The sequence below is a fragment of the Nocardioides dilutus genome (assembly GCF_054779555.1).
In genome coordinates this window covers 465636-488403 of sequence record NZ_BAAGYA010000003.1, presented here as the reverse complement: position 1 = coordinate 488403, position 22768 = coordinate 465636, and the positions used below count along the sequence as shown (strand labels likewise).

26 protein-coding genes and 1 riboswitch are annotated in these 22768 nt (G+C 71.9%); of the genes, 6 read left to right on the top strand and 20 right to left on the bottom strand.

The features are described from left to right. Position 1: 1 nt before the first annotated feature. The 7 genes from pheT to infC form a co-directional block, all read right to left on the bottom strand. Positions 2-2482 (bottom strand): phenylalanine--tRNA ligase subunit beta, encoded by a 2481-nt coding sequence (pheT, locus tag ACYVC6_RS18040; RefSeq protein WP_460715835.1) that lies wholly within the window; start codon positions 2480-2482, stop codon positions 2-4. Further along, positions 2479-3588, bottom strand: a complete 1110-nt coding sequence (gene pheS / locus ACYVC6_RS18035; RefSeq protein ID WP_460715834.1) for a phenylalanine--tRNA ligase subunit alpha — start codon at positions 3586-3588, stop codon at positions 2479-2481. The genes pheT and pheS overlap by 4 nt, the downstream gene beginning before the upstream one ends. A gap of 61 nt (positions 3589-3649) precedes the next feature. After that, positions 3650-4711 (bottom strand): sensor histidine kinase, encoded by a 1062-nt coding sequence (locus tag ACYVC6_RS18030; RefSeq protein ID WP_460715833.1) that lies wholly within the window; start codon positions 4709-4711, stop codon positions 3650-3652. A 27-nt stretch (positions 4712-4738) separates the two neighbouring features. Further along, positions 4739-5533 carry a TrmH family RNA methyltransferase gene (locus tag ACYVC6_RS18025; RefSeq protein WP_460715832.1) on the bottom strand — a complete coding sequence of 265 codons (795 nt, stop codon included), beginning with the start codon at positions 5531-5533 and terminating at the stop codon, positions 4739-4741. Positions 5534-5544: 11 nt separating this feature from the next. Next, positions 5545-5937 (bottom strand): 50S ribosomal protein L20, encoded by a 393-nt coding sequence (rplT, locus tag ACYVC6_RS18020; protein ID WP_460715831.1) that lies wholly within the window; start codon positions 5935-5937, stop codon positions 5545-5547. Positions 5938-5991: 54 nt separating this feature from the next. Continuing rightward, positions 5992-6186: a 50S ribosomal protein L35 gene (gene rpmI / locus ACYVC6_RS18015; protein ID WP_460715830.1), complete on the bottom strand. Its 195-nt coding sequence runs from the start codon at positions 6184-6186 to the stop codon at positions 5992-5994. A gap of 59 nt (positions 6187-6245) precedes the next feature. Beyond that, a complete protein-coding gene (gene infC, locus ACYVC6_RS18010) occupies positions 6246-6911 on the bottom strand; it encodes a translation initiation factor IF-3 (RefSeq protein ID WP_460716510.1) in 666 nt (221 codons plus the stop codon). A 362-nt stretch (positions 6912-7273) separates the two neighbouring features. Here infC and ACYVC6_RS18005 point away from each other — a divergent pair, with 362 nt between their 5' ends. Genes ACYVC6_RS18005 through ACYVC6_RS17995 form a run of 3 tightly spaced genes read left to right on the top strand, consistent with a single transcriptional unit; the run spans position 7274 to position 9523 of the window. Then, positions 7274-7729: a hypothetical protein gene (locus tag ACYVC6_RS18005; RefSeq protein WP_460715829.1), complete on the top strand. Its 456-nt coding sequence runs from the start codon at positions 7274-7276 to the stop codon at positions 7727-7729. Further along, positions 7726-8961 carry an amino acid deaminase/aldolase gene (locus ACYVC6_RS18000; RefSeq protein WP_460715828.1) on the top strand — a complete coding sequence of 412 codons (1236 nt, stop codon included), beginning with the start codon at positions 7726-7728 and terminating at the stop codon, positions 8959-8961. Before ACYVC6_RS18005 ends, ACYVC6_RS18000 begins: the two co-directional genes overlap by 4 nt. Continuing rightward, positions 8939-9523 (top strand): uridine kinase family protein, encoded by a 585-nt coding sequence (locus ACYVC6_RS17995; RefSeq protein ID WP_460715827.1) that lies wholly within the window; start codon positions 8939-8941, stop codon positions 9521-9523. Before ACYVC6_RS18000 ends, ACYVC6_RS17995 begins: the two co-directional genes overlap by 23 nt. Here ACYVC6_RS17995 and ACYVC6_RS17990 read toward each other — a convergent pair. The 4 genes from ACYVC6_RS17990 to ACYVC6_RS17975 form a co-directional block, all read right to left on the bottom strand. Then, entirely contained in the window at positions 9520-10614 is a 1095-nt protein-coding gene (locus tag ACYVC6_RS17990; protein WP_460715826.1) for a DEAD/DEAH box helicase family protein, read from the bottom strand. The two genes, ACYVC6_RS17995 and ACYVC6_RS17990, sit on opposite strands and share 4 nt — an antisense overlap. Positions 10615-11047: 433 nt before the next feature. Then, positions 11048-11524 (bottom strand): PH domain-containing protein, encoded by a 477-nt coding sequence (locus ACYVC6_RS17985; RefSeq protein WP_460715825.1) that lies wholly within the window; start codon positions 11522-11524, stop codon positions 11048-11050. After that, positions 11508-12353 carry an ATP phosphoribosyltransferase gene (hisG, locus tag ACYVC6_RS17980; RefSeq protein ID WP_460715824.1) on the bottom strand — a complete coding sequence of 282 codons (846 nt, stop codon included), beginning with the start codon at positions 12351-12353 and terminating at the stop codon, positions 11508-11510. The genes ACYVC6_RS17985 and hisG overlap by 17 nt, the downstream gene beginning before the upstream one ends. A 10-nt stretch (positions 12354-12363) precedes the next feature. Continuing rightward, complete coding sequence (locus ACYVC6_RS17975; protein ID WP_460715823.1) at positions 12364-12627, bottom strand: phosphoribosyl-ATP diphosphatase; 264 nt, start codon at positions 12625-12627, stop codon at positions 12364-12366. 37 nt (positions 12628-12664) lie between these two features. Between ACYVC6_RS17975 and ACYVC6_RS17970 the strand changes: the two genes are divergently transcribed. Further along, positions 12665-13240: a GNAT family N-acetyltransferase gene (locus ACYVC6_RS17970; RefSeq protein ID WP_460715822.1), complete on the top strand. Its 576-nt coding sequence runs from the start codon at positions 12665-12667 to the stop codon at positions 13238-13240. Here the strand turns inward: ACYVC6_RS17970 and ribH are convergent. From ribH to ACYVC6_RS17945, 5 genes are all read right to left on the bottom strand, one after another. After that, positions 13227-13706: a 6,7-dimethyl-8-ribityllumazine synthase gene (gene ribH, locus ACYVC6_RS17965; RefSeq protein ID WP_460715821.1), complete on the bottom strand. Its 480-nt coding sequence runs from the start codon at positions 13704-13706 to the stop codon at positions 13227-13229. The two genes, ACYVC6_RS17970 and ribH, sit on opposite strands and share 14 nt — an antisense overlap. Beyond that, the gene (locus tag ACYVC6_RS17960) at positions 13703-14968 is read right to left on the bottom strand and encodes a bifunctional 3,4-dihydroxy-2-butanone-4-phosphate synthase/GTP cyclohydrolase II (protein ID WP_460715820.1); all 1266 of its coding nucleotides are present in this window, start codon (positions 14966-14968) and stop codon (positions 13703-13705) included. The genes ribH and ACYVC6_RS17960 overlap by 4 nt, the downstream gene beginning before the upstream one ends. Continuing rightward, complete coding sequence (locus ACYVC6_RS17955; RefSeq protein ID WP_460715819.1) at positions 14965-15582, bottom strand: riboflavin synthase; 618 nt, start codon at positions 15580-15582, stop codon at positions 14965-14967. Before ACYVC6_RS17955 ends, ACYVC6_RS17960 begins: the two co-directional genes overlap by 4 nt. Beyond that, positions 15582-16598 (bottom strand): bifunctional diaminohydroxyphosphoribosylaminopyrimidine deaminase/5-amino-6-(5-phosphoribosylamino)uracil reductase RibD, encoded by a 1017-nt coding sequence (gene ribD / locus ACYVC6_RS17950; protein WP_460716509.1) that lies wholly within the window; start codon positions 16596-16598, stop codon positions 15582-15584. The genes ACYVC6_RS17955 and ribD overlap by 1 nt, the downstream gene beginning before the upstream one ends. A 133-nt stretch (positions 16599-16731) precedes the next feature. Then, positions 16732-16873, bottom strand: a riboswitch (FMN riboswitch). Between the two features lie 117 nt (positions 16874-16990). Next, positions 16991-17917, bottom strand: a complete 927-nt coding sequence (locus ACYVC6_RS17945) for a metallophosphoesterase (RefSeq protein ID WP_460715818.1) — start codon at positions 17915-17917, stop codon at positions 16991-16993. Between the two features lie 37 nt (positions 17918-17954). On the opposite strand from ACYVC6_RS17945, the gene ACYVC6_RS17940 reads away from it, so the two are divergent. Beyond that, on the top strand, positions 17955-18668 hold the full coding sequence (locus ACYVC6_RS17940) for a hypothetical protein (RefSeq protein ID WP_460715817.1): 714 nt from the start codon (positions 17955-17957) through the stop codon (positions 18666-18668). Here ACYVC6_RS17940 and rpe read toward each other — a convergent pair. Together rpe and ACYVC6_RS17930 are read right to left on the bottom strand one after the other, a co-directional pair. Then, the gene (gene rpe / locus ACYVC6_RS17935; RefSeq protein ID WP_460715816.1) at positions 18665-19327 is read right to left on the bottom strand and encodes a ribulose-phosphate 3-epimerase; all 663 of its coding nucleotides are present in this window, start codon (positions 19325-19327) and stop codon (positions 18665-18667) included. The two genes, ACYVC6_RS17940 and rpe, sit on opposite strands and share 4 nt — an antisense overlap. A 9-nt stretch (positions 19328-19336) precedes the next feature. Next, entirely contained in the window at positions 19337-19900 is a 564-nt protein-coding gene (locus ACYVC6_RS17930) for a MarR family transcriptional regulator (RefSeq protein WP_460715815.1), read from the bottom strand. 38 nt (positions 19901-19938) lie between these two features. On the opposite strand from ACYVC6_RS17930, the gene ACYVC6_RS17925 reads away from it, so the two are divergent. After that, the gene (locus tag ACYVC6_RS17925) at positions 19939-20385 is read left to right on the top strand and encodes an SRPBCC family protein (protein ID WP_460715814.1); all 447 of its coding nucleotides are present in this window, start codon (positions 19939-19941) and stop codon (positions 20383-20385) included. Here ACYVC6_RS17925 and ligD read toward each other — a convergent pair. Then, positions 20382-21344 (bottom strand): non-homologous end-joining DNA ligase, encoded by a 963-nt coding sequence (gene ligD / locus ACYVC6_RS17920; RefSeq protein ID WP_460715812.1) that lies wholly within the window; start codon positions 21342-21344, stop codon positions 20382-20384. The two genes, ACYVC6_RS17925 and ligD, sit on opposite strands and share 4 nt — an antisense overlap. A gap of 3 nt (positions 21345-21347) precedes the next feature. Next, the gene (locus tag ACYVC6_RS17915; RefSeq protein ID WP_460715811.1) at positions 21348-22760 is read right to left on the bottom strand and encodes an RsmB/NOP family class I SAM-dependent RNA methyltransferase; all 1413 of its coding nucleotides are present in this window, start codon (positions 22758-22760) and stop codon (positions 21348-21350) included. Positions 22761-22768: the final 8 nt, after the last annotated feature.

Below are 22768 nucleotides of genomic sequence, written 5' to 3'. Positions count from 1 at the left end.
GTCAGCGCTGGACGGCGCCGCATCGCTGCGCGGCGACGGCCACCGCGGCGTCGCGGGCGGCACCCGCCTCGGCCTCGGTCAGGGTGCGGTCTGGCGCGCGGAAGCGCAGCGCGAACGCGAGCGACTTGTGTCCCTCGCCCACCTGCGCACCGGTGTAGACGTCGAACAGCCGCACCGACTCGAGCAGCTCGCCGGCCCCCTCGCGCAGCGCCGCCTCCACCTCGGCCGAGGTGACCGAGTCGGCGACGACCAGCGCGACGTCCTCCTTGGCGACCGGGTAGGTCGAGAAGGCCGGCCCGCTGACGACCTCGGGCGCGCTGAGCATGAGCACGTCCAGGTCGATCTCGAGGGCCGCCGTGCGGGCGGGTACGCCGACCGCCCGGCAGACCTGCGGATGCAGCTCACCGGCGTGCCCGAGGGCGGCTCCGTCCACGAAGAGCGCGGCACAGCGCCCGGGGTGCCAGGGCGCGTAGGCCGCCGACCGGACCTCGAGGGACACGGACAGCTCCTCGGCCAGGCGGCGCACCAGGGCGATGGCATCGGACCAGCCGGCCTGCCGCCCGCTCCCCCACCAGCCCGAGCGCTCGCGCTCGCCGGCGAGCACCACGGCCAGGTGCAGCGGCTGCTCGGGGATGGTGCTGAGCATCTTGGCGAGCTCGTCCTCGCTGGGCCGCCAGTCGACTCCGTAGATCGGCGTCGGACCGCGGTCGACCGGGAACGCCACGGTCCCGGTCTCGAACAGCGCGACGCCGGGGGCGCCCCGGCCGAGGTTGCGCGCGGCTGCCTCCAGCAGGCCAGGGAGCAACGTCGTCGTGTAGGCCGGCTCCTCGCTCGACAGTGGGTTGGCCAGCCGCACGGTGCGGCGACGCCGGTCGTCCGCCGGCAGCCCGAGCCTGTCGAACGCCGCGTCCCCGACGAACGGGAAGCTGACGACCTCGACACAGCCGGCGCCCGCCAGCGAGTGGCCGATCCGGCGCCGGAGCCGCTGCGTGCGGGTCAGCCCCCGGCCCGTCGCCTCGCGCGGAAGCACCGAGGGCACCTGGTCGTAGCCGACGATCCGGGCGACCTCCTCGACCAGGTCGTAGGGGTCGGTGAGGTCGGGACGCCAGGTGGGCGGTGTGACGCCGATGCCGTCGGGGTCGGCGTCGACACGGCACCCGATCGCCTGCAGGCACGCCACGGTGTCCTCGGACTCGATCGGTATGCCGGTGATCCGGGCCGGGAGGTCGTAGGCGATGCGGATGGACTCGCGCGGCGGCGCCGCGCCGACGACAGTGACGCCGGGCTCGGCGGTGCCGCCGCCGTGGGCGACCAGGAGCTCGACCACCCGGTCGGCGGCGGCGGCGGTGATCGCCGGGTCGACCCCGCGCTCGTTGCGCTTGCCCGCCTCGGAGGTGAGCTTGTGGCGCTTGCCGGTGCGGAACATCGAGACGGCGTCCCAGTGGGCCGCCTCGACGAGGACCCGCGTGGTCGTCTCCGACATCTCGGTCGTCTCGCCGCCCATGACGCCACCGAGGCCGATGATCCCGCTGTCGTCGGTGACGACCAGGTCCTCGGGAGACAGCGCGCGGTCCACGCCGTCGAGGGTCGTGAGCCGCTCGCCGTCGACCGCCCGGCGGACCCGGATCGGCCCGGACAGCTTGTCGGCGTCGTAGCCGTGGATGGGGCGCCCCAGCTCGAGCATCACGTAGTTGGTGACGTCGACGGCCAATGAGATCGAGCGCTGGCCGCACTGGGCCAGCCGCTGGACCATCCACTCAGGGGTCGGCGCACCGGGATCGAAGCCACTGACCGTCCTGGCCACGAACACCGGGCAGCCCGCCGGGTCTTCGATGATGACCGGGTAGCCGTCGCCGTCGGGCTCCGGCACGTCGCGGTTCGCCGGGTCGGTGTAGGCCGCGTCGAACCCGAGCGCCGCCTCGCGGGCGATCCCGCGCAGCGACATCGCGTAGGCCCGGTCGGGGTTGATCTCGAACTCGATGACCTCCTCGCGCAGGCCGAGCACGTCGCGGGCGTCCTCACCGGGCTCGCCGGCGTCCAGCGGCAGCACGATGATCCCTTCGTGGTCCTCGCCGAGGCCGAGCTCGCGGGCCGAGCAGATCATCCCCGCGGAGACGTGGCCATAGGTCTTGCGCGCGGTGATCTCGAAGTCACCCGGGAGGACGCCGCCGGGAAGGATCACCACGACGAGGTCGCCGGGCGCGAAGTTGTGGGCGCCGCAGACGATGCCCTGGGGCTCGCCGGTGCCGTTGGCGTCGCCGACATCGACCTGACACCACTCGATGGTCTTGCCGTTCTTCTGCGGCTCGGGCTCCATGCTCAGCACCCGCCCGACGACGAGCGGCCCGCGGATCTGGTCGCCCGGCTTCTCGATCGCCTCGAGCTTGAGCCCGAGCGCGGTCAGCCGCGCGGCCAGCTGCTCGGCCGTCAGGTCGGCCGGCAGGTCGACGTACTCACGGATCCAGGAGACGGGCGCCTTCATGCGAGCTCCGATCCGAACGCCGTGGTGAACCGGACGTCGCCCTCGAAGAGCTCGCGCAGGTCCTCGATCCCGTGGCGGAACATCAGCGTCCGGTCGATGCCCATGCCGAAGGCGAAGCCGGTGTAACGGTCGGGGTCCACCCCGCAGGCGCGCAGCACCCGCGGGTTGACGATCCCGCAGCCACCCCACTCGATCCAGCCCTCACCTCTGCAGGTGCGGCAGGTGGCGCCGTCGAGGGCGCCCGTGCCACGGCAGACGAAGCAGACCAGGTCGACCTCGGCGGACGGCTCGGTGAACGGGAAGTAGGACGGCCGGAACCGGGTCGTGATGCCGTCGCCGAACATCTGTGTCGCAAAGTGGTCGAGCGTGCCCTTGAGGTGGGCCATCGTGATGCCCTCGTCGACGGCCAGCCCCTCCACCTGGTGGAAGACCGGGCTGTGCGTCGCGTCGTACTCGTCGGTGCGGAACACCCGGCCTGGGCAGACGACGTAGATCGGCGGCGTGCGGCTGAGCATGGTGCGGGCCTGGACGGGCGAGGTGTGCGTGCGCAGCACCAGCCCGTGGTCCTCGGGCTCGGTCCAGAACGTGTCCTGCATGGTCCGCGCCGGGTGGTCGGGGCCCAGGTTGAGCGCGTCGAAGTTGAGCCACTCGGCCTCGATGACGGGACCCTCGGCCACCTCCCAGCCCATGGCCACAAAGATGTCGGCGATCAGCTCGGACCCGGTGGTGATCGGGTGGCGGGCGCCCGCGGGGGTGCGGTCCGTGGGCAGGGTGACGTCAACGGTCTCCTCCGCCAGCATCCGCGCCTCGGCCTCCGCCTCGAGCTCGGCCTGTCGCGCGGCGAGTGCCTGACCCACGGCACCCTTGGCCTGGCCGATGCGCTGCCCGGCCTCCTTGCGCGCCTGCGGCGGCAGGGCGCCGATCTCCCGGTTGGCCAGCGCGAGCGGCGAGCGGTCGCCGATGTGGTCGATCCGGACCTGTTTCAGCTCCTCGAGATCCCGCGCGGCGGCGATCGCGGCGAGCGCGGCGTCGCGCGCGGCGTCGACCTCCTGGGGCTGCACGGCGTTGACCTCCACGGGGTCGTAGTCGGTGTTGGGTCCGGACACGGTGCCTAACTGTATGGAGGGGCCGGGATTTGCCGCGACAGGGTTCCGAGCCTCGGCCCGATTACGCCTGGTCCAGAGAGGCCGCCGGCCAGGTGACCACGATCCGCGCGCCGCCCCCGGGCGCGTCCACGATGGCGACGGAGCCACCGTGGGCCTTCGTCAGCCCGCCGACGATGTAGAGCCCGAGGCCCGAGCCGCCGCGAGCCCCGCCCTTCCAGAACTTCGTGAAGACCTGGCGGCGCAGATCCGAGGCGATCCCCTCACCCTCGTCGTCCACGAGCACGACCACGCCCTCGGCAAAGGGGGCGTCGTCGCTCGCCTCGACCGCGCGGACGCGCACCGAGACGGTGCCCTCCCCATGGCGTACGCCGTTTTCGACCAGGTTCATGAACACCTGGGTGAACTTGTCGGGGTCGGCCCACAGCTCGGGCAGACCTTCGTCGACCTGGAGGACGATCGGGCGAGCGGTGCCGGCCGCGACGGACTCGACGATCCGGGTGATGAGGACACCGGCGTCGCAGGGGCGCGGATGCAGCTGGAGACGCCCGGTGTCGATGCGGGCGACGTCGAGGAGCTCGGCGATCAACCGGCTCAGCCGGTCGCTGTCGGCCGAGACCGTCTGGAGCATCAGCTTCTTCTGCTCGTCGCTGAGCTTGTCCCAGCGGTTGAGCAGCGCCTGGACGAAGCCCTTGACGCCGGTGAGCGGTGAGCGCAGCTCGTGGGCCACCGTGGCCACAAGGTCCGAACGCTCGCGGTCCAGCCGGGCTCGCCCACGACCGGACCGCAGGGTCACCGCGACCTGCTCGACCGGCTGGTCGAGCGAGGGCCGGTGCAGCTTGGCGGCGACGAGGACCTCGGTCCCGTTGGGCAGCAGCCAGGTCTGCTCCGGGATCGCGGTGCGAGTCGGCAGGCCCTCGTAGGGCCGGTTGTGGCTCATCCAGTCGTTGCCGTCGTGGTCGGTCAGGGCGAGCACGAACTCCAGCGGCTGGCCGACCGGTTGGCCCTCCACGCCCAGCATCCGCACCGCGAGGGCGGAGACCAGCTCGACACGCCCGCGGCGATCCGCGATGACCACGCCGTCGGGCAGCGCGTCGACGACCTGCTGCGCGTCCGGAGGCCCCACGCGGCCACCTTGGCACACCCGACTGGGTCAGCGAGGGGTGCGGCGCGCGGACTCGTAGAGGCAGAGCGCGGCCGCCGTCGACAGGTTGAGGCTCTCGGCGCGGCCGTGGATCGGGATCGACACCCGGTGGTCGGCGAGCGAGGCCAGCTCGGGTGGCAGACCGTGGGCCTCGTTGCCGAACAGCCACGCGGTCCGACCGTCGAACGGCGCGACGGCGTCGAACAGCGACAGCTCGCCATCGCCTGCGGCGGCCAGGACCGTCAGCCCGGCGTGGCGGAGCGCGGTCACGACGTCGGCCGCGTCGGACTCCACGGCGATCGGCACGTGGAACAGGCTGCCGACGCTGGCCCGGACGGTCTTGGGGTTGTAGGCGTCGACCGAGGTGCCGGCCAGTACGACGAGGTCGGCGCCGGCCGCGTCCGCGCAGCGGATGACCGTCCCGGCGTTGCCGGGGTCGCGGACATCGGCGCAGACGGCGACCAGCCGCGGTGCGGCGGCGAGCAGGTCGGCCAGCGGTCGGTCCAGGGACCGGCACACTGCGACGACGCCGGCCGGGGTCACGCTGTCGCTCAGCGAGGCCAGGGCGCGCTCGTCGACCGGGATCCAGGCGGCGCCTACCGAGGCGGCGGCGTCGGCCAGCGCGGCGTACCTGTGGGTGGCGTCCGGCGTGGCGTAGACCTCGACGACGCAGCCCGGTGTGGCCAGGGCCGCCTCGACGGCTTTCGGGCCGTCGGCGAGGAACAGCCGTCGCTCGGTTCGCACCGAGCGACGGCTGAGCTTGCGTGCCTCCTTGACCCGGGTCGACCCGGACGTCAGAGGCACCGCGGGGGAAGTCAGGCGGTGGCCTCGGCCTTGGGGGCGTTGACGTCCTCGGGCAGGGCCGCCTTGGCGACCTCGACGAGCGCGTTGAACGCGGCGACGTCGTTGACCGCCAGCTCGGCGAGGACCTTGCGGTCGACCTCGACGCCGGCCAGGCCGAGACCCTGGATGAAGCGGTTGTAGGTCATCCCCTGCGCGCGGGCCGCGGCGTTGATCCGCTGGATCCACAGGCGCCGGAAGTTGCCCTTGTTCTTGCGCCGGTCGTTGTAGGAGTAGACCAGCGAGTGGGTGACCTGCTCCTTCGCCTTGCGGTAGAGGCGCGAGCGCTGGCCGCGGTAGCCGCTGGCGCGCTCGAGGGTGGTACGGCGCTTCTTCTGGGCGTTGACCGCCCGCTTGACGCGTGCCATGAGTGTGCTCCTTGGTGCTGTGAGGAAGTTCGGGTCGGGAGAGTCAGCAGTCGGTCAGAGACCGAGAAGCTTCTTGGCGCGCGGAACATCGTTCTTCGCGACCTCGGTGGTGCCGGACATCCGGCGGGTCACCTTCGACGGCTTCTTCTCCAGGTTGTGGCGCAGACCCGTCTTCTGGCGGCGGATCTTGCCTGACCCGGTCACCCGGAAGCGCTTGCTGGCACCGGAGTGGGTCTTGTTCTTCGGCATGGCGTTCTCCTACGTCGTGCTGCGTCGTACGTGGTGGTCTGGTGGGCCTGGGGCCTCGGTCAGGCTTCGATCTCCGGATCGAGGTTCTCGGAGCGGCCGCGCTCCTTCTTCTGGGCGACCGGGCGCTTGACCAGGGCCGCCTCGCGGGCTGCTTGCTCCTCGGCCTCCTCGGCGGCACGCTCGGCGGCGCGCTCCTCCTTGGCTGCCTTCATCTCGACCTTGGCGTCGGCCTTCTTCTTGTGCGGGCCGAGCACCATGATCATGTTGCGGCCGTCCTGCTTGGGCGAGGACTCCACGAAGCCCAGCTCGGTGACGTCCTCCGCCAGGCGCTGGAGCAGCCGGAACCCGAGCTCGGGGCGGTGCTGCTCGCGGCCGCGGAACATGATCGTGATCTTGACCTTGTCGCCGGCCTTGAGGAACCGCACGACGTGACCCTTCTTGGTCTCGTAGTCGTGCGCGTCGATCTTGGGACGAAGCTTCATCTCCTTGATGATCACGTTCGTCTGGTTCCGGCGAGCCTCACGGGCCTTCTGGGCGTTCTCGTACTTGAACTTCCCGTAGTCCATGAGCTTGCAGACCGGGGGCTTGCCCTGCGGCGCGATCTCGACCAGGTCCAGGTCGGCCTCCTGGGCCAGCTTGAGTGCCTGGTCGGTCGGCACGATGCCGACGGTCTCGCCGTTGGGGCCCACGAGGCGCACCTCGGGGACCCTGATCCGGTCGTTGATACGGAGCTCGGTGCTGATGTGTCCTCCTGCTGTCGGTGACTGGGTCCGGTGGCCCTGCCCCCCAAAAGGAGAAAGGCCTCCGCTTGCAAGCGGAGGCCTTGGTCTGCCTCCATTTCCATGCCGTAGCACGGGTGGCGGAGGCCACCGGGACCTGGACCCGACGACCTGTCGATGATGCTGGTGCTGCTGGCGGTCGATGCGGGTGGGAGACGATGGAACCTTGTCTCCGCTTGCGTGATCGGCTTCCCAGACGTGCTGGGTCACTGATCGGTCAACACCGCATGCTATCCGGACATTCCGGTCCCTGCCCAATCGACTCCGTCCCATCGATGGCAGACCGGGGTGGGACCTAGGCTGAGCTCATGGACGAGGCCGCCTGGGGAGCATTGGCGATCACGCTGACACTCCTGGGCGGGCTCTACACCTACGTCGCCTACCAACGGCGCGGCCTCCCGGCCGCCGTCCGGGGCGGCGCGATCACCTTGTTGCCCGTCGCCGCGTGGCTCACCGGGGTCCTCGAGCTGCTCACCGAGATGGGCGGCGCCGTCGGCAGCTGGGCCGCTGACCTCGCCTTCAGCCCGACGATGTGGCTCGGGGCCGGTCTGGCCGGCCTGGCGGCCGTGCTCTTCGTAGTCTCCGGCTTCCTGGCCAACCGGGAGATCGGCGAGAGGCCGAAGGAGTCGAGAAGGGCCCCGAAGGAACTGCGTGCCCCTCGGACGCCCGCGCAGGCGCCCGTCGTGGACAGCGGCGCAGGCTCCGATGTCGACGCCGAGATGGCCGAGATCGAGGCGATCCTGCGCAAGCGCGGGATCACGTGAGCTCCCCGGCGGACAGCATCGAGCGCAACCGCCTCTGGTCCCGGCTCCAGCACGCGGTCGACGCGCACGAGGCCCCGCTGCCGACCCCGCTCATGGTGGTGGACCTGGACGCCTTCGACGCGAACGCCAACGACCTGGTCCGCCGGGCGCACGGACTGCCGATCCGGGTGGCTTCGAAGTCCCTGCGGGTGCCGGCGCTGATCCGACGGGCGCTGGCCCACGACGGGTTCGCGGGCGTCCTGTCATACACCTTGGCCGAGGCCTTGTGGCTGGAGCAGGAGAGCGTCACCGACGACCTGGTGGTCGCCTACCCGACCGTCGACCGGTCTGCCCTGAGCCGGCTGGTCGCCTCGCCCGCGGCCGCGGACCGGATCACCCTCATGGTCGACGATGTGGCCCACCTCGACGTGATCGACTCGGTCCGGGCCTCGCAGGCGGTGCAGGTGCGGGTCGCGATCGACGTCGACGCCGGGTTGTGGGTGGGCGGTCAGCATGTCGGGCCCAAGCGGTCCCCCCTCCACGACGCCTCCGCGGTGCTCGACCTGGCCCGCACCATCACCGAGCGCCACGGCTTCCAGCTGGTCGGGGTGATGACCTACGAGGGCCAGGTCGCCGGGGTTGCCGACGACGTACCCACCCAGCGCGCCAGGTCCGCCGTCATCCGCCGCCTCAAGGCGCTGTCGCTGACGCAGCTCGAGACGCGGCGGGCCGAGATCGCGGCGGCTCTGCGCGATCTGGTCAAGCTCGAGTTCTGGAACGCCGGCGGGTCCGGCTCGGTCGAGGCCACCGCGGCCGACCCCGTCGTCACCGAGATCGCCGCCGGCTCGGGCCTGCTGGTCCCCACGCTGTTCGACCACTACCGCAGCTTCGAGCCGCGCCCAGCGGCGTACGTCGGCCTGCCGGTCACCCGCCGACCCTCCCCCACCATCGCGACCGTCCACGGCGGCGGGCTGGTGGCCTCCGGGCCTGCGGGCGCGGACCGGCTGCCGACCCCGTGGGCGCCCGCAGGCCTGCATCTGACCGGCCTCGAGGGGGCCGGCGAGGTGCAGACCCCGCTGACCGGCCGCGCCGCGGCGATGCTGGAGGTCGGCGACCTGGTGTGGTTCCGGCACGCGAAGTCGGGCGAGCCGTTCGAGCACGCCAACACCGTGCAGCTGCTCGTCGGCGAGGGCGCCGAGGCGCGGTTCGTCGACGAGGCGCTCACCTACCGTGGCCACGGGCTCGCCACCTGACGTCGCGGGCCTGGTCGTCGAGCTCGCGGCGTCCCGGGCTCCGACGCTCGGCGCGGGACGGCTGATCTGCATCGACGGCCCCGCCGGGTCGGGCAAGACCACGCTCGCCGCCGCGATCGCCGAGCGCACCGGCGCGGCGGTTGTCAACACCGATGAGCTCATGGAGGGCTGGGGCGGCTTCGACACGGTCACGACCCAGCTGACCGCCCTTGTGGCGGCGCTGGCCGATGGCTGGACCGGCGACTACCACCGCTACCTCTGGGGCCAGGGGCGCTTCGACGACGCGCTGACCTACGTGGCGCCGGGACCGTGGCTCGTCGTCGAGGGGGTGGGCAGCGCCGAGCCGGCGATCGCCACCCACATCACCGTGCTGGTGTGGGTCGAGGTGGACGACGACCTGCGCCTGGCCAGGGGGTTGCACCGCGACGGCGCCCACCTGGAGCCCGAGTGGCGGGAGTTCATGCCCGCCGAGCGGGAGATCTTCGCTCGTGACCGGACCTTCGAGCGGGCCGACGTACTGGTCGACGGGACAGGTGCCCGGCCGCCCGTGGTTCGTTCCTAGACCACGGAGCTGATGACGTGCCCCGTCGCGTCGACGCTGGCAGCGGGAGTCAGGTCGTCCACGTCGATCACGAGGTCGCCGATGCCGTCGTCGTCCATCTGCTGTTGGTCACGGAGGGCCCGGGCCAGCACCCGCTGTCGGTGGTTCGCCGTCGCGTCTGCGAGATCGTCGCCAGTGAGCCGGGCCTCGTTGCCGCCCAGCCGGTCGAGGATGTGGTGCTCCAGGGTGTCGGCGTCAGCGCGGAGACGGACGACGACGACCCCGGGGAGATGGCGTCGCAGGCGGGCGATCTCGTCCTCCTGGCGCAGGTGGCCGTTGGCGATGAACAGCCGGGCGCCCTTGCTGGCGAACAGCGACGCCATGGCGGCGAGGTTGGAGATGCCGAGACTTTGGTGCGTCCGTGTGGTCCCGGTGGCGCGCACGAACGAGAGCTGCTCGAGGTCGGCGAACCCGGCCCGCGTTCCCACGGACCACGCGCGGCGGGCCAGGCCGAACCCCACGGTCGAACAGCCGACCCCGCGGGGTCCGGTGATGAAGACCGTCCGTTCGGGGAGGACGGTGACCGGCTCGCCATCGACCTGTCCGCAGTCCACGTCGGGCATGGCCGAAAGCTCAGCGCGCACTCGCTCGGCGGCCGCGGCGACCGGCTGGTCGGTCGTGTCGATGATGCTGTCGGCAAAGCCCATCGCGCTGAGATGGGCTTGCTCGGCGGCCATCTCGTCGGCGTCCGACTCGTCCCAGCCGCGCTCCAGAAGGCGGCGGCGCAGCTCCTGGTCGTCAACGATGAGCAGGCAGTAGCGCAGGCCGGCCCGTTCGAGTCTGACCGTCTCGCCGGGTTCGCGCGGATCCACGACTCCGGACACCAGCAGACGTCCTGCGCCTGCCGCGGTGAGGTTCGACGCGATCGCGTGGACGGCCTCGTTCTTGAGCGAATAGCCGTACTCGTCGGTCTCGTCGTCGGGGTAGAGCATCCCGACCTGGTCGACATCGAGGTAGGCGAGCGCCTCGGACCCAGGGCCGGTGAAGGCCTGCCAGGCTGTGACGGACTTGCCCACGCCAGCGACGCCTGTGAGCCAGAGGATGGACGTCACCGACCGATCCTGCGTTGCCGGCGCCCCGGGCGTCCATCGGATTGAGCGATCAGCCGCATATCGGCACGAGCCAGTGCTTCGGAAGGGGCCTCGGTTGGTCAGAACGGCCGCCGCCGTGGTCACCGCACCGCACCGCAACCGGACGGACACGGCCGTCTCGGCGAGACGCGCCCAGCCATAGAGGACTGGGTGGCCCCGTTGGCGGCGCCTGTAGTTGAGCAGCGCCAGTCGCAGCTGCAGGCCGAGGAGCGCCGCCTCAGCCTGTCGAAGACGGCGAGCGCAATCCGCGGCACAAGCCAGAAGCTCTTCCTTGGTCATCCGAGACAGGTCGGTCTTCGCGTTCATGCGAGCACCTCAGCAGCGCGCACCTACCCGACCGGGCGATCACCGACTGCCCGTCCACAGCCAGTCCAAGCGCACGAGGCTGTGAGTTCTAGCTGGATCCCTCAGCGGGGTCCGACAACCTCGCCACCAGCCGGCGCAGCTCACGGGCCGCCTGCTGCGCTCGCGCGCCGTCCGAGCCCTGGATCCCCATCGCGGACGCCGTATCACCGTCGGCCAGGTCGAGCGTCACCCAGGGCGCGCCGGGAGGCAGGTTGACCGCGACGATCTGCGCCCAGGCGTACTCGCGCCGGCGGTAGCCGTTGACGACCACGAGCCGGTCGTGGTGTGCCTCCACCCGGGAGCGGATCAGCCCCAGGAGGAGCGCGAACGCCAGCAGCCCGAGCGCGATCAGCGTGCCTCGCTGGAACGGCGTGAACCGCTGCCGGGTCTCCTCGTCGAAGGTGAACCACGAGAACACGCAGATCACGAGGAGGCCGGCGCCCACGGCGATGCCCACCACCCGCGGCCCGAGCGGCCGCCAGGTGATCGGCAGCTCGGGGAGCTGGGGCTCAGAGTCGGCAGGCATGGATGTCGGTGACCAGGATCCCGCGGGCGCCGACCTCGTAGAGCTCGTCCATGAGCCGCTGGGAACCGGCCCGCGGCACCATCGCCCGGACCGCGACCCAGCCTTCACGGCGCAGCGGCGAGATGGTCGGACCCTCGATCCCGGGCGTGAGCTCGACGGCGCGGGCCACGTGCTCCTCGGCGATGTCGTAGTCCATCATCACGTAGGCGCGGGCCACGAGGACGCCCTCGATGCGCCGCCGGAAGACCTCGAAGCCGGGGGGCTCCTGGCCGTCGCGGGTGATCAGGACGGCCTCGGAGTCGAGGATCGTCTCCCCGAACACCTCCAGCCCGGCCTGCCGCAGCGTGCTGCCGGTCTCGACGACGTCGGCGATGGCGTCGGCGACCCCGAGCTGGACACTCGTCTCCACGGCACCGTCGAGGCGCACGACCTCGGCGACGATGCCGCGCTGCGCCAGGAACTGCGAGACGACGCCGACGTACGACGTCGCGACCCGCTTGCCGGCGAGCTGGTCGATGGCCGTGAAGGCCCCGACCGGTCCGGCGAACCGGAACCGGCTGCGGCCGAAGCCGAGCGCCAGCGTCTCGGCAGCATGGGCACCCGAGTCGCGCAGCAGGTCACGACCGGTGATCCCGAGGTCCAGGGTGCCCTCCCCGACGTAGATCGCGATGTCGCGAGGACGGAGGTAGAAGAACTCGACCCCGTTGTCGGGGTCGCTCAGGGTGAGCTGCTTGGCGTCGTCACGCTGGCGGTAGCCGGACTCGCGCAGGATCTCGGCGGCCGACTGGGCCAGCGACCCCTTGTTGGGGACCGCGATCTTGAGGGTCATGGTGTGGCTCTCAGAGGTGGGCGTAGACGTCGTCGAGCTCGATGCCGGTCGCCAGCATGAGCACCTGGGCGTGGTAGAGCAGCTGGCTGATCTCCTCGGCCGCCCGGTCGGCGCCCTCGTGCTCGGCGGCCATCCAGGACTCGGCGGCCTCCTCGACCAGCTTCTTGCCGATGGCATGGACGCCGGCGTCGAGCTGTGCGACGGTGCCGGACCCGTCGGGACGGGTCCGGGCCTTCTCGCTGAGCTCGGACCAGAGCTCGTCGAACGTCTTCACGGGCGACAAGGCTACGGGCTGCGTAAGGATGGCTCCCGTGACCCCTACCGTCCCCGAGATCGGCTGGCCGCTCCATACCGAGCGGCTCACCCTCCGCATGGCCACCCCCGAGGACCTGCCTGCGGTCTTCGAGATCCGTTCGCTACCCGCGGTGGGCCAGTGGATGCCGGACCTGCCGACCTCATACGACGCCTGGGTGCTGGCCCAGGGCGAACGCGGAGGCGTGGAGCGGATGGTCGTGGTGCTCCTGGGCGAGGTGCTCATCGGCCACCTCTACCTGCACGTCGAGGACGCCTGGTCACAGACCGAGGTGCGCGACCAGGCCACTCGCAGCCAGGCCGAGATCGGCTGGGCCTTCGACCCGGCCCACCAGGGCGAGGGCTACGCCACCGAAGCCGTCCGCGAGCTGCTGCGGGTCTGCTTCGAGGATCTCGGCGTACGCCGGGTCGTGGCGCTGGCCTTCGCCGACAACGCCCCGTCGCTGAGGGTGATGGAGAAGGTCGGGATGCGCCGTGAGGCGCTGATGGTGCGGGAGTCGCTGCACCGCGAGCTCGGCTGGGTCGACGGCGTGTCGTACGCCCTGCTGGCCGACGAGTGGGTCAGCCGGCGCTGATCCCGCGGATCGCCCGCACCGTCGCGAGCGCCGCCGCCGCGGCCTCGTAGCCCTTGTCCTCGACCGAACCCTCGAGCCCCGCGCGGTCCAGGGCCTGCTGCTCGGTGTCGCACGTGAGCAGCCCGAAGCCCACGGGCACCCCGTGGTCGAGGGCCACCCGGCCGAGCCCGTCGGTCGCGGCGCTGCAGACGTAGTCGAAGTGCGGAGTGCCGCCGCGGATGACCACGCCGAGCGCAACGACGGCGTCGTAGCCCTGCTCGGCGAGTGCCCCGGCAGCCACCGGCAGCTCGAACGCGCCGGGGACCCGCACCACCGCTGCGTCGGGCAGGCCGTGGTCGGCCAGGGCTCGCCGGGCTCCGGCGATCAGCCCGTCCATGACGACCGTGTGCCAGCTCGCCGCCACCACGGCGACGCGCAGGCCGCTGGCGTCGAACGGCTCGACGGCGGCCGCGCCCTCGCCGCTCACTTGCGCGTCTCCACGGCCTCGAGGTCCGGCAGGTGGTGGCCCATCCGGTCCCGCTTGGTGAGCAGGTAGGCCAGGTTGTGGTCGTTGGGGTGCGGGGTCAGGGGCACGCGCTCGGTGACGGCGATGCCGTACTCCTCGAGGTTGGTGACCTTGTCGGGGTTGTTGGTGAGCAGCCGGACCTTGTGGACGTCGAGGTCCTTGAGGATCTGGGTTGCGGCGCCGTAGTGACGGGCGTCGGCCGGCAGGCCCAGGTCGAGGTTGGCGTCGACGGTGTCGCGGCCGCCGTCCTGCAGCTGGTAGGCCTGCAGCTTCGCGACCAACCCGATGCCGCGGCCCTCGTGACCGCGCAGGTAGACCACGACGCCGCGGCCCTCCGCGACGATCCGCTCGAGCGCCTCGTCCAGCTGCGGGCCACAGTCGCACCGACTGCTGCCGAAGACGTCGCCGGTCAGGCACTCGGAATGGACCCGGGTCAGCACCGGCACCCCCTCGGGACCCGACGAGCCGCTGACGTCGCCGTAGACCAGGGCGACGTGCTCGGAGTCGTCCACGGTGATCTGGTAGCCGTAGGCGGTGAAGTCACCGTGCCGCGTCGGCAGCCGGGTCTCGGCGACCCGGTCGACCAGCACCTCGTAGCGACGGCGGTAGCGCACCAGGTCCTCGATCGAGATCATGGCCAGCCCGTGCTCGTCGGCGAACTCGCGCAGCTCGGGGGCGCGCTTGAGGGTGCCGTCGTCGTTGACGATCTCGACCAGGACGCCGGCGGGTGTGAGCCCGGCCAGCCGGGCCAGGTCGACCGCGGCCTCGGTGTGCCCTCGCCGCGCCAGCACGCCGCCCTCGCGGTAGCGCAGCGGGAAGACGTGACCCGGCCGGGTGATCTCCCACGGCTCGGTCGCCGAGTCGGCCAGGACCCGCGCGGTGTGCGCCCGGTCGGCGGCCGAGATGCCGGTCGAGACGCCGTCGCGGGCGTCGACCGAGATCGTGTACGCCGTCCGCATCCGGTCCTTGTTGTGCGGCGTCATCAGCGGGATCTCCAGGCGGTCGAGCATGGAGCCCGGCATCGGCACGCAGATCACGCCGCTGCTGTGGCGGATGGTGAAGCCCATCAGCTCCGGAGTCGCCTTGGCGGCGGCGAAGATCAGGTCGCCCTCGTTCTCGCGGTTCTCGTCGTCCACGACGACGACCGCCTTGCCGGCGGCGATGTCCTCGATGGCCCGCTCGATGGGGTCCATCCGGACGCCGGCGTGCTGCGGCTCTGTCATGAGAGGTCCTTCCGGTGTGCCAGCAGCTTCTCGACGTGCTTGGCGATGACGTCCACCTCCAGGTTGACCCGGTCGCCGGGCTGCCGGCTCCCGAGGGTGGTGCGGGCCAGCGTCTCGGGGATCAGGCTGACCGTGAACCGGTCGTCCCCCGCCTCGACGACGGTCAGGCTCACGCCGTCCACGGTGATCGAGCCCTTGTCGACGAGATAGCGCGCGAGGCCCCCCTGTTCATCTGGGGCCGGCAACGACACCTCGACGACCTCCCAGTGCTCACTGGGGGTGCGGCTCAGGATCGTGCCGACGCCGTCGACGTGCCCCTGCACGATGTGGCCGCCGAGCCGGGCCTGCGGGGTCACTGCCCGCTCGAGGTTGACCCGGTCACCCGGCTGGACGCCGGCGAGGCTGGTCTTGTCGAGGGTCTCCTGCATGACGTCGGCGGTCCACGTGTCGCCGTCGCGCTCGGCGACGGTCAGGCAGCAGCCGTTGACGGCGATCGAGTCGCCCAACCCGGCGTCCGCGAGCACGTGGGGCGAGTGGACGGTGAGCCGGAGCGCGTCGCCCTGGTCCTCGATCCCGGCCACGGTGCCGAGCTCCTCGACGATCCCGGTGAACATCAGTGGGTTCCCTTCGCTGGGGTGAGCATGAGGCGTACGTCGGTCTGGCCGTCCTCGGCCGGCGGCAGGACGGTCACATCGGCGACCTGCAGGCGCAGCGCCTCAGACATCGTGGTGATTCCCAGGTCCCCGACCGCCGAGGCCCCAGCGCCCAGCAGCAGCGGGGCGACGTAGGCGACCACCTCGTCCACGAGCCCGGCGTCGAGGAAGGCGGCGGCCAGCGTCGGACCGCCCTCGAGGAACACGTGCTGCCGGTCGCGGGCGAACAGGTCGGCGAGCGCCTCGTGCGGGTCCCTGGTGCGCAGGTGGAGGGTCTCCGCCGCGTCGTCGAAGACCCGGCGGCCGGGGTCGAGGTCGCGCTCCCCCATCACCACGCGCAGCGGCTGGTGCGGGAGGTCCTCTCCGGCGTCGTCGCGCACGGTGAGGCGGGGGTCGTCGACGGCCACGGTGTTGGCGCCCACCAGCATCACGTCGCAGACCGCGCGCAGGCGGTGGGTGTCCCGGCGCGAAGCCAGCCCGGAGACCCAGCGGCTGGTGCCGTCGGCGGCGGCGCTGCGGCCGTCGAGAGTGGTGGCGAACTTCCAGGTGACGAAGGGCCGGCCGTGTTCGACGGCGAACGTCCAGACCCTGTTGAGCGCCCGTGCCTCGGCGTGCGCGAGGCCCCCGACGACCTCGATGCCGGCCTCTCGCAGCCGGTCGGCACCGCCCCCGGCGACCGGGTTGGGGTCGCCCTGCGCGAAGACCACGCGGCGTACGCCGGCGGCGACCAGGGCCTCGGTGCACGGGCCGGTGCGACCGGTGTGGCTGCACGGCTCGAGCGTGACGACGGCGGTCGCCCCGCGGGCCGCCTCGCCGGCCCGGGCCAGCGCGTCCACCTCGGCGTGCGCCGAGCCGGCGCCGCGGTGGTAGCCCTCGGCGACCGTGAGGCCGTCCGGGGTCAGGAGCACGCACCCGACCCTTGGGTTGGGGCCGAGCGGCACGCCCGGGGTCGCGGCCAGCTCGAGCGCGCGCGACATCGCCGACCGCTCGGCAGCCGTGGTCTCCGCCGTCGTACTCACTGTGGTGTCGCCTCTCCGGTCCGCTCACGGACTCCGGGGCGACGGCGCGTCCCACGTGCCCGCCGAACCGGCGGGACGTCGCGGACCACGCCTGCGTGCGCTTCCCATCCGGACTTTGACCGTCGGTCCAGGATTTCCACCTGGTCAACCGATGACTGGCTGCCATCGGGTCGCGGACTTCTGATGACTCAGTTACCGCCGGTGCGGAATTTCACCGCCCCCAGAGCACGCGAGCTTGTCTGCTCGTCGGTTCGAGTCTGCCACAGGAGGCGGGTGCGGGTCCCGGTGACGTCGCCCACATGGCAACCGGACTTGCCTGCCACCAGGGCGAGGTCGCCCCGGCGCGCCAGTCAGTCGGCCACCGGGGCCAGGGGGCGCGCCGGCTCGCACCACTGCCGCTCGGCGGGTACGTCGACGATCTCGCGCTCGGGGTAGCGCAGCGCGGTCAGCCGGCCGCCGAACACCACGCCGGTGTCGAGGCACAGCGTGTTGTTGACCCACACCGCCTCGGTCACGGGCGTGTGCCCGTAGACCACCGTCGCCGCACCGCGGTAGGACTGCTGCCACGGCAGCCGGACCGGCAGGCCGTGGGCGTCACGCTGGCCGTTGGTATCGCCGTAGAGCGCGAACGAGCGGGCCCGCGGCGAGTCGACGCCGTGCAGGTCCTCGCGCAGTCCGGCGTGCGCCACCACGAGGCGACCCTCGTCGAGGACCAGCTGGTGCGGGAGGCCCACCATGAACTCGACGACGGCGTCGCGGAACGGCGGGGACTCCGCGGCGAGCTGCTCCATGGACTCGGCGAGGCCGTGGCTCATCCGCACGGGTGCGCCGCGCAGGGCGCGGACCAGCTTGGCCTCGTGGTTGCCGGCCACGCAGAGCGCGGTGCCGGCCTCGGCCATCGCCATGACCTGGCGCAGCACGCCCGGGGTGTCGGGACCGCGGTCGACCAGATCGCCGACGAAGACTGCAACCCGTCCCTCGGGATGGCTCGTCTCCTCCCAGCCGAGCCGGCCGAGCAGGGAGTCCAGCTCGGAGCGGCAGCCGTGGACGTCACCGATCAGGTCGTAGCGCGGCTGCACCGGTCCAGTGTGCCGGTCGCAACCTTCGGGCGGCTCCGGGAGTCCCACGATCGTGACCACTCGGGCCTTGCTCACCGCCATGCTGGCGATCAGCCTGTTGGGCTGCGCCGACCCGGCACCTCGCGGCGCACCCGAGGTCGGTCCGAGTCCGACGGCGACGGCGACGGCGACGGCGACGGCGACGGCAATTGCACCCACTCCCGCCGGACCGCGGCGACCCACGCCGGAGGCGATCGTGGCGGACCCCCGGTCCGTCCTGACGGGCGCCCGGCTGCGGCGCTCCGTGGACGGCTTCCTCGTGGTGGCTGCCTGGAGTCTCGCCAAGGAGCAGGGGGGAGCCTGGCAGGCACTCGCCACGAGCGACGACGGGTTCCAGACCGCGTCGTACGAGCGCTGGACCCACGACGGCTTCTACGAACTGATCCCGTTCGAGGAACCCTCGGAGCCCGGGCCTCCGACAGACGGTCTCCTGGCTTCCCCCGCAGTCTCTCTCCACGCGGGGATCGTCGGCTACGTCCTGGGTGGCGACGGCGCCACCTTGTTCCCGTTCCAGCGAACCGCGCGCTCCACCGACGGAGGGAGGTCCTGGACGACCTTCGACGTCGCTCGTGTGGAAGGCGAGATGGGCTATCTCACCGGCCAGGTCGTGCTGAGCGACGGCCGTCTCCTCGTCAACCTCACCAACTGGAGCGGCGACCGGCGGGGCCACCCCAGCCGGGCGCATCACGGGCTCTGGATCAGCGATGGGCAGGACTGGGGCCGCTTCACGCCCTACGAGCCGCCGTTCTCCCCGCCCGCGCCAACGACACCCTCCGCGGAGCCGGCCCACCAGTCACTCTCGGCCACCCGTTCGTCGGCTGGGTCGGTCGTCTGGACCTCCGGCCCGGAGGGTCTCCTCTACGTCTCCACCGACGAGGCGAAGACCTTCACCGCGATCCCGGCTCGCTAGCCGACGACCGCCTCCGCCGCCGCACGGAGCTCGGCGACCATCCGGTCCGGGTCATCGGCGGAGTAGACGGCCGACCCGGCGACGAACACGTCCGCGCCGGCCTCGACGCAGCGCTCGATGGTCTCCATGGAGATGCCGCCGTCGACCTGGAGCCAGGTCTCGACGCCATGCTTCTCCATGAGCTGGCGGGCGGTGCGGATCTTGGGCAGGCAGAGCTCGAGGAACTTCTGGCCGCCGAAGCCCGGCTCGACAGTCATGATCAGCAGCATGTCGAGCTCGGGGAGCAGCTCCTCGTAGGGCTCGACCGCGGTCGCCGGCTTGAGCGCCATGGCCGCCCGGGCGCCGGCCTTGCGGATCTCCCGGGCCAGGCGGACCGGGGCGCCGGCGGCCTCGACGTGGAACGTGACCGAGCCGCAGCCGGCGTCGACGTAGTCCAGGGCCCGGCGGTCGGGGTCGTCGATCATGAGGTGCGCGTCCAGCGGCACCGACGTCCGCCGCGACAGCGCCTCGACCATGGTGGGCCCGAACGTGAGGTTGGGGACGAAGTGGTCGTCCATCACGTCGACATGCACCCAGTCGGCGCTGCCGATCCGCGCCACCTCGTCGCCGAGGGACGCGAAGTCGGCGTTGAGGATGCTCGGCGTGATCTGGATGCCCACGGGTCCAGACTATTGACCGAGAAGCCGCTGGGCGGTCACCTGGGCCGGGCAGCGCCCCGCGGGTCGGCCGCACGCCGAGAAGTCACAGGTGCGGCACCACCACGCCGGGGAGTCGCCGTGGTCGCGGCGGCGCTTGACGCGCACGGCGACCCTGGCCTCGACGAGCTTGGAGAGCAGGCCCTCGAGGTGAGCAGCCTCGGCTTCGCTCAGAGCGCTGGTCGTCTCGCGCACCACGGCGTCCCGCGCGGCTCGGGCCGCTGCCGCCGTACGCCGCCCCGCGGCCGTCAGCCGCACCTCGACGCGGCGGCGGTCAGCGCCGGTCCGTCGCTCCGCCAGCCTCTCCCCCTCGAGCTGGGTGACCAGCCGCACCGCTCCCGAGTGGGTCAGCCCCATGACCTCGGCGAGGCGGCCGACATGTGAGTCGCCGAGGAACTCGTCCAGCGCCAGCAGCGCCAACGCGGCGTTGCCGGCCAGCCCGGAGGCTTCCGCCATGGCGAAGCGCGACTCCTCGGCGAGGTTGAGCGAGAGCGACGCCAACAGGTTGTCCAGGCGGGGGTTTACGGGAGCGGCCACCTGGTTATTGTATGAGTGCCTCATACAATTTCGAGGAGATGAGCACGATGACCGGATTCGTCGCCACTGCGGAGGTCCACGTCGCCGCCGGCCCCGAGCGGGTCTGGGCCGCCCTGACCGAGCCGGACCAGATCGCCGGCTACATGTACGGCTCCCGGGTCGAGACCACCTGGGCTGTCGGCTCCCCCATCACGTGGGAGGGGGAGTACGAGGGCCGGCCCTACCAGGACAAGGGCGAGGTCCTGGCCTACGACGAGCCGCACGGGCTCTCGGTCACCCACTACAGCCCGATGCTGGGCCAGCCGGACGAACCGGAGAACTACCACACGCTGGTCTACACGCTCACCGAGAGGGACGGCGGCACACAGCTCGAGCTGACCCAGGACGGCAACGAGTCGGAGGAGCAGGCCGCGCAGTTCAGCCGGACCTGGCAGCAGATGCTCGACGGTCTGAAGGCGCAGGTCGAGGGCGGGCAGAACGACTAGGACACCTCGGGCTCGACGGGAGTCTCCGCTCCCTCGGCCTCGTCCCGCTCTGCCCACTCCAGCAACGGCCGGAAGTCGAAGGCGTGGCCGTCGATCTCGGCGTGCAGGTCGCCGAGCTCGGCGAACCGCGCGGGCATCGTCGCGATCGTGAAGTCGTGCGGGTCGGCGATGTCGACCTCGTCCCAGCGGATCGGCGCGGACACCCGGGCGTCGGGCAGGCCGCGCACCGAGTAGGCCGCGGCGATCGTGTGGTCGCGTGCGTTCTGGTTGTAGTCGACGAAGACCTTGCGCGGGTCCCGGTCCCTGCGCCACCAGGTGGTGGTGACGTCGTCGGTCCGGCGCTCGACCTCGCGGGCGAACGCGAGCGCGCCGCGGCGTACGTCCTTGAAGCCGTGCTCGGGGTGGATGCGCACGTAGATGTGCAGCCCGCTGCCGCCACTGGTCTTGGGGAAGCCGGTGGCACCCAGCTCGTCGAGCACCTCGTGGGCGACGTGGGCGACCCGCTGGACGGTCGCGTAGTCGCAGTCGTCGCCGGGGTCGAGGTCGATGCGCCACTCGTCGGGCTTCTCGGTGTCGGCGCGGCGGCTGTTCCAGGGGTGGAACTCGACCGTCGACATCTGCACCGCCCAGATCACTGACCCCAGCTCCGTCACGCAGAGCTCGTCGGCGGTGCGGCCCCAGCGCGGGAAGTAGAGCTGCACGGTCTCGACCCAGTCGGGCGCGCCCGCGGGCAGCCGCTTCTGGTGGACCTTCTTGTCGGCCAACCCCTTGGGAAACCGGTGGAGCATGCACGGCCGCTCGAAGAGCGCGTTGACGATGCCGGGACCGACGGCCAGGTAGTAGTCGACGAGGTCGAGCTTGGTGGCTCCCGTCTCCGGGAAGTAGACACGGTCGGGATTGCTGACCCGGACGACGCGGTCGTCGACCTCGATCTCGACCGACGGCGGCTTCGAGGCCACGGGTCAGGCCTCGAGGCGCCGGAAGAGCGCCATGAACATCGCGTCCGTGCCGTGCCGGTGCGGCCACAGCTGCAGGGTGCCGGGGATCGGTCCGGCGCAGTCCGGGACCTGGCTCAGCAACGGTGCGGCGTCCTCGAGCACCACGTCGTGCCGGGTCTGCGCGATGGCGCCGACGACGCTCGCCGTCTCCGAGAGAACCGGGGAGCAGGTGGCATATAGGAGCACTCCACCCGGGCGCACCAGGTCCAGCGCCGCGCTGGTCAGGGAGCGCTGGAGCATCACCAGGGTCAGCAGGTCGTCGGGCTTTCGCGCCCAGCGTGCCTCCGGCCGCCGGCGGAGAGCACCGAGGCCGGTGCAGGGAGCGTCGACCAGGACCCGGTCGAAGCTGCCGGCCCGGTAGGGCGGCCTGGTGCCGTCGCCCGTGACGATGCCTCCCACGCCGTCAGCACCGCGCAGCGCCCGGGCCACGAGGCCGGTTCGGTGCGGCTGCAGCTCGTTGGCGACCAGGGTTGCACCCCGTTCCGTGGCGAGGCCGGCCAGCAGAGCCGACTTGCCTCCCGGTCCGGCGCACAGGTCGAGCCAGAGCCGGTCCTGCCCCACCAGCGGCGCGGCGGCGAGCACGGCTGCGACCAGCTGGGACCCCTCGTCCTGGACGCCGGCCCGACCCTCGGCGACCGCGGGCACGGCCCCGGGGTCGCCACCGGCCATCACGACGCCGTACGGCGAGTAGCGCGTCGGCTCACCGGGCAGCTCCTCGCGGGTGGACCGGCCTGGCCGCGCCACCAACGTGACGGCGGGCGCGACGTTGTCGGCGGCGAGCAGCTCGGGGAGCTCGACCGCGCCGACGGCGCCCCGCAGCTCGTCGATGATCCAGTCCGGATGGCTGTAGGCGATCGAGTCGTGCCGGGTCGGCGAGGTCTTCGGGTCAGGGGCGACCCGGGCGATCCACTCGTCGAGGTCGTGCTGCGCGACCCTGCGCAGGACGGCGTTGGCGAAGCCGGCAGCGCCCGATCCGGTACGCAGGTGCACGATGTCGACGGTGGTGCTGATGGCCGCGTGCGAAGGCACCCGCATCGACAGGAGCTGGTGGGCACCGAGGCGGAGGGCGTCGAGCACCCGGGCCTCGATCTTGGTCATCGGGCGGTCCGAGCAGGCGGCGATGATGGCGTCATAGGTGCCGCGCAGCCGGATAGTCCCCGAGGCGAGCTCGGTGGTGAGGGCCGCGTCGCGTCCGGCGAGCTTGTAGTGAGTGATCGCTGCGGGCAGGACCAGGTTGGTGTAGGCCTTGTCGACCCGCACTGTCTTGAGCACGTCGAACGCGGCGAGCCGGGCCGGGTCGACCTCGATGCGGCGAGTGCCCCCACGACCCTCGACCGCGACGGCCGGCTGCTTCCCCCGTGGTCGGGGCTCAGCCATCGCGCCCC